Origin of the sequence: Polaribacter sp. 11A2H (assembly GCF_011379025.1) — a bacterium.
Lineage (GTDB): Bacteria > Bacteroidota > Bacteroidia > Flavobacteriales > Flavobacteriaceae > Polaribacter.
Genome location: NZ_WTLD01000003.1, coordinates 298339 through 312921 on the forward strand (window position 1 = coordinate 298339; position 14583 = coordinate 312921).

At 32.1% G+C, this 14583-nt stretch carries 9 protein-coding genes; 4 read left to right on the forward strand and 5 right to left on the reverse strand.

The window, feature by feature from the left end; all coding sequences use genetic code 11:
- Window positions 1–888 carry an MbnP family protein gene (locus tag GQS58_RS05665; RefSeq protein WP_166383744.1) on the forward strand — a complete coding sequence of 296 codons (888 nt, stop codon included), beginning with the start codon at window positions 1–3 and terminating at the stop codon, window positions 886–888.
- A gap of 219 nt (window positions 889–1107) precedes the next feature.
- Window positions 1108–2136: a cytochrome-c peroxidase gene (locus tag GQS58_RS05670; protein WP_166383746.1), complete on the forward strand. Its 1029-nt coding sequence runs from the start codon at window positions 1108–1110 to the stop codon at window positions 2134–2136.
- A gap of 59 nt (window positions 2137–2195) precedes the next feature.
- On the opposite strand, the gene GQS58_RS05675 is transcribed toward GQS58_RS05670, so the two are convergent.
- The 3 genes from GQS58_RS05675 to GQS58_RS05685 form a co-directional block, all read right to left on the reverse strand.
- On the reverse strand, window positions 2196–3170 hold the full coding sequence (locus GQS58_RS05675; RefSeq protein ID WP_166383748.1) for a bile acid:sodium symporter family protein: 975 nt from the start codon (window positions 3168–3170) through the stop codon (window positions 2196–2198).
- A gap of 223 nt (window positions 3171–3393) precedes the next feature.
- Window positions 3394–4686, reverse strand: coding sequence for an aminopeptidase P family protein (locus GQS58_RS05680; protein WP_166383750.1), 1293 nt, complete (start codon window positions 4684–4686; stop codon window positions 3394–3396).
- A gap of 522 nt (window positions 4687–5208) precedes the next feature.
- The gene (locus GQS58_RS05685; RefSeq protein ID WP_166383752.1) at window positions 5209–6525 is read right to left on the reverse strand and encodes a DEAD/DEAH box helicase; all 1317 of its coding nucleotides are present in this window, start codon (window positions 6523–6525) and stop codon (window positions 5209–5211) included.
- A gap of 163 nt (window positions 6526–6688) precedes the next feature.
- Here GQS58_RS05685 and GQS58_RS05690 point away from each other — a divergent pair, with 163 nt between their 5' ends.
- Complete coding sequence (locus GQS58_RS05690; RefSeq protein WP_166383754.1) at window positions 6689–9514, forward strand: VPS10 domain-containing protein; 2826 nt, start codon at window positions 6689–6691, stop codon at window positions 9512–9514.
- 472 nt (window positions 9515–9986) lie between these two features.
- Window positions 9987–10544 carry an REP-associated tyrosine transposase gene (locus GQS58_RS05695; RefSeq protein ID WP_166383756.1) on the forward strand — a complete coding sequence of 186 codons (558 nt, stop codon included), beginning with the start codon at window positions 9987–9989 and terminating at the stop codon, window positions 10542–10544.
- A 484-nt stretch (window positions 10545–11028) separates the two neighbouring features.
- On the opposite strand, the gene GQS58_RS05700 is transcribed toward GQS58_RS05695, so the two are convergent.
- Window positions 11029–11952, reverse strand: a complete 924-nt coding sequence (locus GQS58_RS05700; RefSeq protein WP_166383758.1) for an ABC transporter ATP-binding protein — start codon at window positions 11950–11952, stop codon at window positions 11029–11031.
- A gap of 394 nt (window positions 11953–12346) precedes the next feature.
- Complete coding sequence (locus GQS58_RS05705; RefSeq protein ID WP_166383760.1) at window positions 12347–14425, reverse strand: M13 family metallopeptidase; 2079 nt, start codon at window positions 14423–14425, stop codon at window positions 12347–12349.
- Between the last annotated feature and the right edge of the window lie 158 nt (window positions 14426–14583).

The following is a 14583-nucleotide window of genomic DNA, read 5'->3' on the forward strand; positions in this document are numbered from 1 at the left end:
ATGAAAAATTTAAAAAAATACCTTTTAGCATCACTTATCTCATTATCAATCACTTCTTGTAGTGAAGACAGTATTCCTGTTGCTAATAATGTAACGTTAGAATTTAACAACACATTTGCAGAAACTACTATTGTTTTAGGAAATGAAACATCTACAGAAGCAACAGCAAACACTTCTGCAGAAGGACAAACTCACCATTTTTCTGAATTGAAATATATAATAAGTAATATACGTCTTGTAAACGCAGAAGGAAATGAATTTCCTTACAATACACAAAACTTAGACAATGGAGCTACTATTATTGACCAATCTAAAGAAGCAACATTAAAGTATGTTTTAAGTAATATTCCTACAGCCGATTACACACAAATAAAATTTGGACTAGGTGTAAAGGCAGCGTTAAACACTTTAAGTGAAGAAAGCTTCCCTACTTTTTATGCTGCAGCTGGCGCAAACGACACATCATTACACTGGTACTGGGCAACAGGGTACCGTTTTACAAAAATTGAAGGTTTTTACGGAACAAATAATACTCCATTATCTATCCATACGGGTAGTGTTTTAGGAGGAACTAAAACCGATGAAAGCACATGGTCTAGCGCAGAAACACATGCTCGTAATGCTTACAGAGATATTACATTAGAGCTTACTACAAATGCAATGGTTGGCGAAAATGCTCCTACTATTAAAATTAAAGCAGATTTTAAAAACTTATTAAGCGGAACAAAATCTATTACTTTAGATGCTGCAAACGAAGGTTTTACTTCAGGAACTGCGCCAAGTTATCATTCGAGCCCAGACGTAATGGTACAGTTTGTAGATAATATTGGTGGAAATGGAGAAACGAATACCAAAGGAATGTTTTCTATTACAAGTGTAGAAAACTAAACTTTAGAGCTGGTTGTCTAAAAAGCAGTAAATTTTGTCATGTAGAATTAGTTTCAACACTTCTACTTACTGACGTTATTTGAGAATCTGAAATAAATTCAGATTGACAATAATACCTTTTTAGACAACCTCTCTTTATTAAAAAAACATTGAGATTTTGTTAACGGCTTCATTTACGCCTTCTTCCCGCTATTGCGGAAAGATGAAAATGTATTTAAAATGAAAAAAATAATACTGAATATTTTTATCTTACTGCTCATTTCATCTTGTACTAAAGAAGATGTTTACGAACCTTTTATTTTGGATAACCCAGAAATAGAAATCAATATTCCTGGAGATTTCCCAGAATTAAATAATTCATTTTATACCAATAAACCCACAAAATACGGCGTTGAATTAGGTGAAAAATTATTTTTTGACAAGAAATTGAGTGCAGACAACACTATTTCATGTTCTAGTTGTCATATTCAAGCAAATGCTTTTGCAGATCATAATGCAAAAGGTATCGGTATTGAAGGACGAATTGGACTAAGAAATGCACCACCTGTGCAAAACATGGCATTTATGCAACAATATAATTGGGACGGAAGTACATCTCAATTAGAAGATCAGCCACTCGTTCCTATAATTACACCAGAAGAAATGGACTCTTCTATTTTAGAAGTGATTGGAAAACTACAAAATGATGCATCGTATATTGAATTATTCACTAAAACCTTTGGTGATAAAAATATAACCGGAGATAGGATTCTAAACAGTATTGCCCAATATGAATACACGCTAATTTCTGCAAACAGTAAATACGATAAAGTAAAAAGAAATGAAGGCGAAGTTTTTACAGAAGAGGAAACACAAGGGTATCAAACTTTTAAAGATAAATGCTCTAGTTGTCACAGTACAGAATTGTTTACAGACCAAAGTTTTAGAAATATAGGGTTCCCAATAAACCCAGATAGCGAAGAAACAGGTCGCACAAGAGTAACGCTCAGTTCTAACGATTTAATGCGTTTTCGTGTTCCTTCACTAAGAAACATTACCTATACTGCTCCTTATGGTAGTTTCGGTCAGTTTACTACTTTAAAAGAAGTGTTAGATTATTTAGACAATGGCGTTTTAGATGCCGATAATCTAGATCCCATTCTTAAAGATAATAAAAATAGAATTCCACTTACAGAGGATGAAAAAAACAACCTTATTATATTTCTAAACACCTTAAGTGATACTGATTTTGTAAATATTGACGATTAGAAAAAGTAGAACTACCTCATAAAAAAAGAGTCTCTTTTTTTATGATTATTTAAAGTTTCTTATAAATGAACTTCCTTTCGTTTTGCCAATTTAGAAGCCACAATGGTAATTATTAAAATCTGTGTGCCATGAAACAACATTAAAGGCAAAAGAATAATACCAACCGATGCCATGTTACCAAACAATATTTTAGAAAAAACGGTACCGTGTACTAATGATTTTTTAGTACCACAAAACTGTGCTGTAATTTGGTCTTCGGTATTCATTTTTAACTTTTTAGAAATAAAACCTGTTATAAAAAAAGCCATAATAAATAAGAATATTACTCCAACAAAAATAGCACCTAAATCTAAAAGTGAAACAGCACTAAAAATATGACCATTAAAAGATTCTGCAAAACTTTTATAAATTATCAATAAGATAATAGACTTATCAAACAACGTTAATTTACTACTGTGTTTGTGAACAAACTCTCCTAAAAAACGTTGTAACAAAAGGCCTAAAACTACAGGTAAAATAATTTGACCAATCAGTTTTAGGTAGATGCCTGTAAAATCGAAATCTGTTTGGGCATCATTTACAAACAAACCCATCCAAAGAGGTGTAATGGCAATTCCTATAATTCCAGAAATACTTGCATTAAAAATAGCTGCAGGTATATTTCCTTTTGCCATAGATACCATAACAACCGATGATGAAACTGTAGAGGGTAATGCTGCCAAGAAAAAGAAAGCCAACCAAATGGTTTCTTGTTCTTCATTCATGATTAATGGTCTAAACAATAAAACCAACAACGGAAACATTAAAAATGTAGCACTTTGCACTAAAAGGTGTAATCTCCAGTTTTTAAGTCCTGCTTTTAACTGTGTTGGGTTTAATTTTAATCCGTAGAAAAAGAAGATTAATGAAATTCCAACTACACTAATTGTATCAATAGGAATTTTACTTTCTGGTGCTCCCCATTGTGGAAAAAAATAAGCGATTAAAATAGTTCCAACAATAGAGAGAACAAATTTATCAATCTTTAATTTCATATTTACGTTCTTTGGTACTATAGGTTTATTCTTATTATAAATGAATTTAATTTTAAAATTAATTCAAATCAAGGATTTAAATGTAGCAAAGTTACTTCAAAATTTTAAAACTAAAGTACCTTAAAGAGGTGCTTAAAAAACGATATAGCATCACCATTAATAAAAATTTAACACAAAAAAAAGCGAGTCATACAACTCGCTTTTTAGGTATCTATTACAAGAATTAACCTTGCATTATAGCTTCAATTTCATCTGCTTCAATAGGTATATTTGCCATTAAATTAAACGGTTCTCCTTTTTCTTGAATCACCACATCATCTTCTAAACGAATTCCAAAACCTTCTTCCGGAATATAAATTCCTGGTTCTACAGTAAACACCATATTTGCTTGCATTTTTTCATGTAACAAACCATAATCATGCGTATCTAAACCAATATGATGGCTTGTTCCATGCATAAAATATTTTTTATATGCTGGCCAATCTTTAGGTGCATTCTGTACATCTGCCTTGTCTAATAAACCTAATTTCAGTAATTCAGAAGTCATAATATCACCAACCTCCACATGATATTCTTTCCACAAAGTTCCAGGAACCAATAATTTTGTAGCTTCTTTTTTAACGTGGTTTACAGCATTATAAACAGCTTTTTGTCTGTCAGAGAATTTTCCAGAAACAGGTATTGTTCTAGTTAAATCACTTTTATAATTTGCATACTCCGCAGCAATATCCATTAAAATTAAATCACCACTTTTACATTCCTTATTATTCTCCATATAATGCAAAACATTTGCACTATTACCAGAAGCTATAATTGGCGAATACGCAAACCCTTTAGATCTATTTCTTACAAACTCATGCAACAATTCTGCTTCAATCTCATATTCCCAAACACCAGGTTTTACAAAATCTAAAATTCTACGGAAACCTTTTTCAGTAATATTACACGCCTTTTGCATTAAATCCAATTCAATTTGGTCTTTAACAGCACGTAAACGATGCATAATAGGGCTACTTTTAGCAACAGAATGTGCAGGGTATTTTGCCAATAACCACTTTGTAAAACGGTCTTCTCGAGTTTCCGTTTCTACATTTGCTCTATAATGTTCATTGGTATTAATGTAAAAAGTATCTGCATAAGTAGACAATTCAAACAAAACCTTCTCTAAATCTTGTAACCAGAAAACTGTTTTAATTCCACTTGTTTCAAAAGCTGCTTCTTTTGTTAATTTTGCTCCTTCCCAAACCGCAATATGATCGTTGGTTTCTCTAACAAATAATATTTCTCTGTAAGCTTCATTTGGGCAGTCAGGAAACAAAAACAATACACTTTCTTCTTGATCTACACCACTTAAAAACAAGATATCTCTGTGTTGCTCAAAAGGCAATGTACTATCTGCACTAATCGGATAAATGTCATTAGAATTAAAAACAGCCAAACTATTTGGTTGCATAGCAGCAGCAAAGTTTTTTCGATTTTTAATAAATAATTGTGAGTCTATTTTATCGTATTTCATACTGATGAATTTATGTTGAAATACAAAGGTAGCAATATTTCGGTGGCTACAAATTGAACACTCACAAAATATAAAAATCTCTTTTCATAAGTCTCATTATCCATTTAATACTGTATGTAAAAACTAAAAATAACATCTAATAATTATACTTCTTTTGGGCGTTCGAGCGGGCTTTCCATTATATCTTTTTGCCGAAAAAGCAAAAAGGATGTCATTACAATCCCTAACGCAAAAATAAAATCACAATAGCTATCATTTATACTATAGGAGAAATCTCATAGCAGTGATCACACAAGACTGAGTCACAATACTTGTCATTCCGAAGTATTGAGGAATCCCATAACAGTCTTAACACAACCCCTACTAAACTTTAGGTGATTTCTCAATCGCTAAAAAGCTCATTTAGAAATGACAAACTTTATGGTTACTGAGTTGTATTAAAAGTTATTTAAAAATAAAAATCCTACAAAGTTAACAACCTTGTAGGATAATAAAATTTGTGTAAATTAAATAAATTAGTATCTAAAAACGCTTCTTTTTAGGCGCTCCAGTTCTTCCTCTTCCAGAAGTACTTTCTGGTTTATTTCCTTTAAAATGGGGCTTCTTTTTTGGTTTATCTCCCTGAGAAGAACCACCATTTGAAGATCTAGTTTTCTTTCCAAAAGATCCTTTACTTTGCGTTGCTGCTCTTTTAGGAGCTGCCGTATCTGTAGGTTCAAAACCTTCTACAATAGAAGTGTTTAATTTTTCTTTTAGTAATTTTTCAATTTCATTTTGGTATTCAGTTTCTTCACTACAAACTAAAGAAATTGCCTCTCCAGCTGCTCCTGCTCTACCCGTTCTACCAATTCTATGTACATAATCTTCAGGTACATTTGGTAATTCGAAGTTAATAACATGCGGTAATAAAGGAATATCTAAACCACGTGCTGCAATATCTGTTGCAACTAACGCTTTAATGGTATTATCTTTAAAGTTTTTTAATGCCTTTGTTCTAGCACCCTGACTCTTATTTCCGTGAATTGCTGCAGCAGAAATACCTGCTTTAATCAATTTCTCGGTTAACTTGTTTGCACCATGTTTTGTTCTTGTAAAGATTAAAACTTGGTTCCAATTTCCGTCTTTTATCAACTTAATTGTAAACTCTGTTTTTTGGCCTTTATCAACTTTATAAACATTATGCGTTACTTTCTTAGCTGTTGAGTTTTGAGGTTCTGCTTCTACAGAAACTGGATTATTCAAAATACCTGAAGCTAATTTTTTAATATCAGTAGAAAAAGTTGCAGAAAACATCAAGTTCTGACGCTTTGCAGGCATAAAACTAATTAGTTTATTTAAGTCTCTTGCAAAACCCATATCTAACATTCTGTCTGCTTCATCAAGAATTAAAACATCAATTCTGTTAAAAGAAACTGCTTTCTGACTGTGTAAATCTAATAATCTACCTGGTGTTGCTACTAAAATATCTACACCACTTCTTAACGTTGCAATCTGTGGTTTTGCATTCACTCCACCAAAAATTACGGCAGATTTAATGTTTACATATTTACTATACTCTCTTACATTGTCATGTACTTGAGCAGCCAATTCTCTTGTTGGCGTTAATACTAGCGCACGTAAAGGTCTGTATTTTGCATGCTTTGTTTCTGCTAAATATTGTAAAACTGGCAATGTAAAACCTGCTGTTTTTCCTGTACCTGTTTGTGCAGAAGCTAAAATGTCTTTACCTTCTAAAATATGTGGAATTGCTTTTTCTTGTATTGGTGATGGTTTGGTATATCCTTTTTCTTCAACTGCTTTTACTAGTGCAGCAGATAAACCTAAATCTTTAAATGTCATAAAAATACTTTTTTGAATGCAACTTTATGTAGTTGTTTCAGCCTGCAAAGATACGTTGTTTTAAATTGAAGTGTATTTTTCTTAAAATTCATTTTTATGTTAATTTTTTTGGTATTGAAAATACAAGTGGTAATTTCATCACTTTAAACCAAACTAACTTTTTATGAAGTATATTTTCACCTTTTTCGCACTCTGTTTTTCAACAATATTAATTGCCCAGACCGCTACGGATTCAGATATTATTCAACAATCTTTAGACCAGAAGTCTCAAATGATAAATTCTTCTTTGGTAAAAAATGTTCAATTTACCAATATTGGACCAACTGTAATGAGTGGTCGTGTGGTAGATATAGATGTAAATCCAGAAAATTCAACAGAGTTTTATGTTGGTTATGCTTCTGGCGGACTTTGGTATACAAATAATAACGGAACAACGCTTACCCCTGTTTTAGACAATGCTCTAACTCAAAATATTGGTGATATTGCTGTAGATTGGCAAACCGGAACTATTTGGGTAGGTACGGGAGAAAACAATTCTTCTCGTTCTTCTTATGCCGGAATCGGAATTTTAAAATCTACAGATAAAGGCCAAACTTGGCAGAATGTTGGTTTGCCAGATACACATCATATTGGTAGAATTTTAATCAACCCAAATAATGCTGATGAAGTTATTATTGGAGCAATTGGACATTTATATTCTCCGAATGCAGAAAGAGGAATTTTTAAAACTACAGATGGAGGAAAAACGTGGTCTAAAACATTATTTATTGATGAAAATACCGGAATTATAGACGTTGCAGTTGCTCCAGAAAATTTTAATGTAATGTATGCGGCTTCTTGGGAACGTGAACGTAAAGCGTGGAATTTTGTTGGAAACGGAGAAAATTCTGCCATTTATAAAAGTACAGATGCTGGTACTTCTTGGACAAAAATTGCTGATAAAAGTGGTTTTCCTACAGGAAATGGAGTTGGTAGAATTGGATTGGCTGTTTTTAATGAAAATACCGTGTATGCTTTACATGACAGTCAATATAGAAGAGAATCTAAGAAAAATAAAACAGCTTATAACTTAACAAAACAGCAATTTGAAAATTTATCTTCCGCAGACGTTTTAGCGCTTAGAAATAAAACTTTAGATACCTATTTAAAAGAGTATGGTTTTAGAGAGAAGTTTAGAGCGGAAAATGCAAAACAATTGTTAAGACCAGGAGGTTTAAAACCAAAAGAATTGATGGCTTTTTTAGATGATGAAATGGCGATTGCTTTTGAAGAGCCAGTAATTGGTGCCGAAGTTTTTAAAACAACTAATGGAGGAACTTCTTGGAAAAAAACACATACCAATTATTTAGACGGAATTTATAGTTCTTACGGATATTATTTTGGAGAAATTAGAGTGGACAACCAAGATGAAAATGGAATTTACATTTTAGGAGTTGGCATTATAAAATCTAAGGATGGTGGTAAAACATTTACTTCTATTAGTAGAGAAAATGTACATTCAGATCATCAAGCATTATGGGTAAATCCTAAAAAAGAGGGGCATCTAATTGAAGGAAATGATGGTGGTTTAAATATTTCTTATGATGATGGAGAAAGCTGGATAAAATTAAACAATGCTGCCGTTGGTCAATTTTATTCTGTAAATGTAGATAATGAAAAAAACTACAATGTGTACGGTGGTTTGCAAGACAATGGTGTTTGGTTTGGGCCACATAATGCAAAAATGGATAAAGCATGGCATCAATCTGGGCAAAACCCCTTTAAGTCAATTATGGGTGGAGACGGAATGCATGTTCAGATAGACAACAGAAACCATAATATTGTGTATACAGGCTATCAATTTGGTAATTATTATAGAATTGATAGAGAAAATAAAGAAGAAATTTACATCCAACCAAAACCAGAAAAAGGCGCAAAACCTTACCGATTTAACTGGCAAACTCCAATTCATTTATCTAAACACAACCAAGATATTTTATATTTAGGAGGAAATAAATTACACAGATCTTTAAACCAAGGAGATACATGGGAAACAATTTCTGACGATTTAACAAACGGAGGAAAAGAAGGAAATGTTGCTTACGGAACCTTAACCTCTATTTCTGAAAGTCCGTTTCAATTTGGATTAATTTACACAGGTTCAGACGATGGTTTGATCTATGCTTCTAAAAACGGCGGAGGAAGTTGGACTAATATTTCTGACAACCTTCCAAAAGATTTATGGGTTTCTAGAGTGATTGCTTCTAAATTTAAAAAAGAACGTGTGTATGCAACTTTAAACGGATATCGTTTTGATGATTTCACTCCGTATGTGTACATGTCTGATGATTACGGACAAACCTGGAAAAACATTGGAAATACCATTCCAACTGCTGCCGTAAATGTTATAAAAGAAGATTCTGAAAATGAAAACATAGTGTATTTAGGTACAGACAACGGATTGTATGTTTCTTTTAACAACGGAACTTCTTGGGAAACTTTTAGTAAAGATTTACCTAATGTAGCAGTGCATGATTTAGTGATTCAACAAACAGCAAAAGATTTAATTGTTGCAACACACGGACGTAGTTTATATAAAACCAATATTGCTGCAATTCAAAAAATGAATGACAGTGTTTTAGCAAAACCTATCGCGCTTTTTAATATAGACAATATTAAAAAAAGTAAAAGATGGGGAAGTTCCAGAAGTCAATGGAGAAAATCCAGCACTCCCGAAGTTAAAATTCCTTTTTATGTAAATGCTGATAAAAAAATAACGCTTGATATTTATGCAAATGATGTAAAAGTAAATTCAATCTCTGTAGATGCAGACAAAGGTTACAATGAAACTGTTTATGATGCTTCTTTTTCTAAAAAAGGATTGAAAGATTTTAAGAGAGCTAATAAAAAATCTGAAATTGAAAAAGGAAATAACGATGTATATTATTTACCTAAAGGAAAATATACCGTTAAAATTGGTGAGGAAAAAACAAGTTTTGAGGTAGAGTAATTTACTTACGTTTTTAAACAGTTATTACGTATACTCGTTACAAACGAGCACTAACTTGTGAGCAAATTATTATAGATTTATTAGTCGCTAGCGCTCGTTTTTAACGAGTGCCGACAACAACAAGAACATTCAAAATTATTTTTTTGTATTTTTGAAAAGCTATGAGTCGAAAATATAAGTTCCACAATAAATCCGCATTATATTTTGTAAGTTTTGCCCGATAAGATTCGTTAAAAACGGGTGCTAGAAATAATAAGAATACAAAACCGGTACTCGTTGCAAACGAGCACTAGCAAAGAATGGTATCTATATTTTTGTTTCTTATAAAGAGTATATCTAACATGTACTCGTTACAAACGAGCACTAACTTGTACAAGCTATCATTTTAGATTTCTTAATCGCTAGCGCTCGTTTTTAACGAGTGCCGACAACAAGAACATTCAAAATTATTTTTTTGTATTTTTGAAAAGCTATGAGTCGAAAATACAAGTTCCACAACAAATCTGCTTTATATTTTGTAAGTTTTGCTACTGTATATTGGATAGAAGTCTTTACAAGGCAAGTATATTTTGATGTATTAGCAAAAAGCATCGATTTTTGTAGAGCGAAAAAAGGTATGGAACTGTATGCGTATTGTTTTATGCCAAGTCATGTCCATTTATTATTTAGATCTTCTAATGAGCAACCTATGGAGTTGCTAAGTGATTTCAAAAAACATACTGCAAAAAAAATAATTGAAGCGATAAAGAACAATCCACAGGAAAGTAGAAAAGAGTTATTACTATGGTTATTTGAAAAAGCAGGGAAAGAGAAAGCGAATGTAACTAAATATCAATTTTGGCAACATCACAATAAACCAATAGAATTGTGGAGCGAAAAAGTAATCAAGCAAAAAATAGATTATATTCATAACAATCCTATTGAGCTTGGTTTTGTAACAAACTCAATCGATTGGAAATATTCTAGTGCAAGAAATTTTCAAGATGATCATACCATTTTAGAAATAGATGAAACCGGTTTTTTAGGTTAAAGAAATAATGTGACTGAAAATAGAAAATCCTTGTGAGTACTCGTTACAAACGAGCACTAGCCTACTAATAGTTAAAATAATCGCTAGCGCTCATTTTTAACGAGTGCCGGCAACAATGATAAAATATAATTTAACACTCAGTTTAAACCAGTTATAGCTTATAATTCTTACATTTAAAAAAAGTGGTAGAACTATAAAAAATTTAGATAAATTTTAGCACCTTTAACCAAAATAGAAACATGATTAAAAAACACATTTTGCCCATTAAATTCAGCTTCAATTAACCAATAAGAACCTTTAAAATAAAAATTTAAGACAATTGCCTTGTGGGTACTCGTTACAAACGAGCACTAGCCTACTAATAGTTAAAACAATCGCTAGCGCTCGTTTTTAACGAGTGCCGGCAACAACGATAAAATATAATTTAACACTCAGTTTAAACCAGTTATAGCTTGTAATTTTTACATTTACAAAAGTGGCATAACTACAAAAATTTTAGATCAATTCTAGCACCTTGAACCAAAATAGAATCATGATTAAAAAACACATTTTGACCATTAAATTCAGCTTCTAATAACCAATAAGAACCTTTAAAATAAGAGTTTAAAACGGTTGCTTTTAATTCAGAATTTTCTACTACTTTTATTTGATGTGGATATACTAAAACTATTTTATTGTTGATAATAACTTCATTTACATCATCAAACAAGGCGGCAACGTATTTTTCTGTTGGATTGTTATAAATCTCTTTAGGAGAATTGTCTGCTATAATTTTATTGTCTTTGATAATGATGAGCTTATCTGCAAAAGAAAGTGCATCATTTTTATCGTGTGTTGCAATAATACAAGCAATATTTTTCTCTTTTAAATAACTGAATAAATTTCTACGTAAAGAGTTCTTTTTAAAGTTATCTATTTGTCCGAATGGTTCGTCTAACAACAATAACTCTGGTTCTTTTGCCAAAGCTCTTGCAATAGCAACACGCTGTTTTTGTCCGCCACTTAGGTTTTTAACCATTGTGTTCTCAAAAGCCTTCATTTGAATGACTTCTAATAATTCTTGGGTACGTAACTCACTTTCTTCTGGATAAAACCTCGACAAGAATTTTTTAATATTTTCCGATACAGAAATGTAAGGCATTAAATCGAAATCTTGTGCTACATATTTAAAGTTTTCGAAACCGGGAACAAGATGTTTTTTTGGGCCAAAAATTTGTTCGTCTTTCCAAAATATTTCCCCTTTATTTAGGTCTACTAATCCGTAAATAGCTTTTAAAAGTGTCGATTTTCCACAACCACTTTCTCCCATTACACAAAGGTGCTCCCCTTGTTGCAAGGTGAAATTAAAATCGTTTAATATTGATTTTTTTTTATAGTAAGAAAATGAAACGTTATCTACTTTTAGCATCTTACAAAAATAAGAATTATAAATAAATAGTGATAAGGTTTTTGAAACCTTGTTAGAAAGTTGGGTTTCGATGTGGTTCCTGGATTGAAGGGGGATCTCGCAAAGGCGCAAAGACGCAAAGCGATCTGGATATTGTGTTTAATTTTTTTTTAAACTATTGAGAAGCTTTTCAACGCTTTGGAGTAACATGTTTAAAATTAAATGACACTAACAAACCACGCGTTAGCGATTGAACGGTTTGTTTGAGCTCTTTTTTGAGCTGCGAAAAAAAAGCGAGTAGTGAAAGCGCGACCCTTGTGGTAACGCCCAAAGAAAAAACCGACACTTTCGCATCGGTTTTAAGTTTTAATATATGGTTTTCATAAAGAGAATCATACCAAAAAGGTCTGCGACCTTACCAGATTCTTACTCTTTCTTCTGGTTTTAAATACATTTTATCACCTTCTTTAACATCGAACGCTTTGTAAAAAGCATCTACGTTTTTAAGAGGCATATATGCTCTGTACATTCCAGGAGAGTGAGTATTTGTCATGATTAAGTTTTTTAAAGCTTCGTCACGCATTTTTGTTCTCCAAATTGTTCCCCAAGAAAGGAAAAAACGTTGTTCTGGCGTATAACCATCAATATCTGCTGGTCTTCCATTCTTTTGTAAGAAAACTTGTAACCCTTCATAAGCAGCTTGTACACCACCTAAATCTCCAATATTTTCTCCTAAGGTATATTCACCGTTTAAATGCATAGAATCTATGGCGATAATATCTGAATATTGTTTGATTAATTGTCCGCCAATTTCTTTAAACTTTACAGAATCATCTTCTGTCCACCAGTTGTTCAGATTTCCGTCACCATCAAAACGAGCACCAGAATCATCGAAACTATGAGAAATTTCATGACCGATAACCGCTCCAATTCCACCATAATTTACAGCTTCATCAGCTTTATAATCATAAAAAGGAGGTTGTAAAATTGCTGCTGGAAAAACGATTTCATTATTTACAGGATTAAAATATGCATTTACAGTTTGCGGAGACATTCCCCATTCTGTTCTGTCTACTTCGCTACCTAATTTTGCCATTTCTTTGTTGTAGTTCCATTTGGTTACATTAATAGCATTCTCGAAATAAGAACCACCTTCTTCTAATCCTTTAACTTGTAATTCTGTATAGTCTTTCCAAACATCTGGATACGCTATTTTAACCGTTAATTTATGTAGTTTTTCTAAAGCTTTTTCTTTAGTAGCTTCACTCATCCAAGGTAATTGTGCAATTCTAGCTTCGAAACCAAGCATTACATTATCAATCATTTCCTTTGCTTTTACCTTTGCTTCTGGTGGAAACATTTTTTCTACATACAATTTACCTAAAGCTTCACCAATTGCACCATTTAAGCTACCTAAAGCACGCTCATCTCTTGCTCGTTGTTTTTTAGCACCACGCATTTCTTTAGAATAAAACTCCCAATTTGCAGTTTCTAAATCTGTAGATAAAGAACCTAAAGAGTTATTAATCGTGTTCCAACGTAATAATAATTTAAGATCATCTACCGAGGTTTTTGTAAAAACATCACTAAAAGCTTTAAAATAACCAGGATCTGTAACAATTACAGTTTCTAAATCTGTTACTCCAATTCCGTCTAAATGTGCTTGCCAATCTATTGAAGGAGACAATTTTTGTAATTCAGCAATCGTCATTGGATTGTAGATTTTACGAATATCTCTACTTTCTTCTTTAGACATCATTGGTGTTGCCAAACTAGTTTCTAAAGCAACAATTGCTGCTGCATTCTTTTTAGCTGTAGCTTCATCATCACCAAATTCTTGTAACATTTTTGCTACAAAAACTTCGTACTTTTCTAATTTGTCTTTCACTTTAGCATCAACATAGTAATCTCTAGATAAACCTAAAGAACCACCGCCCATATAACCTGCGTATTGACTGCTGTTTTTTAAATCGTTATAAACGCCAAAACCATAAAAACCTCCGCCACCATAAGGTGCCATGTTTATTAAATACGTTTCTACATCTTTCTTTGTTTTAATTTCATCTACTTTTGCTAAATAAGGCATTACAGGTGCTTTCCCTTGTGCATTTCTAGCAACAGTATCCATTATTGTTTGGTAATAGTTTACTGCTTTTTCTTGATCTGAATCAATTTCATTTCCTTTAGCATCTTTTATTTTAGGGAAATTACTTTCTTCAATTGCTTTGTTTAAAATAGTTAAAACATCTGCATCTGTCTTTTTACGAAGCTGGTTAAATCCACCCCAAGAGGTTTGATCGTCTGGAATTTCTGTTTTATCTAACCAAGTTCCGTTTACGTGTCTAAAGAAATCATCTGTAGGTTTTACAGTTGTATCCATGTTTTCTAAAGCAATACCAGGTGCTTTTTCTACTTTTGGGCTGTCTTGTTTACAAGCTACTAAACCTAAAGAGGCAATAGCCGAAACAAAAAAAACATTTTTAATTATCTTCATTATTATCAGATTTTTGTTGAGTTTAATTATTTTATTAGTAACAAAAATAGCATTTTGTTACATATTTTTAAGTTTATTTTTTATTGATTTCATATTTTATTAAAAATAATAAAATTTAAAAACGCATAAATTTCACTATTCTTACATCAAAAAATCTG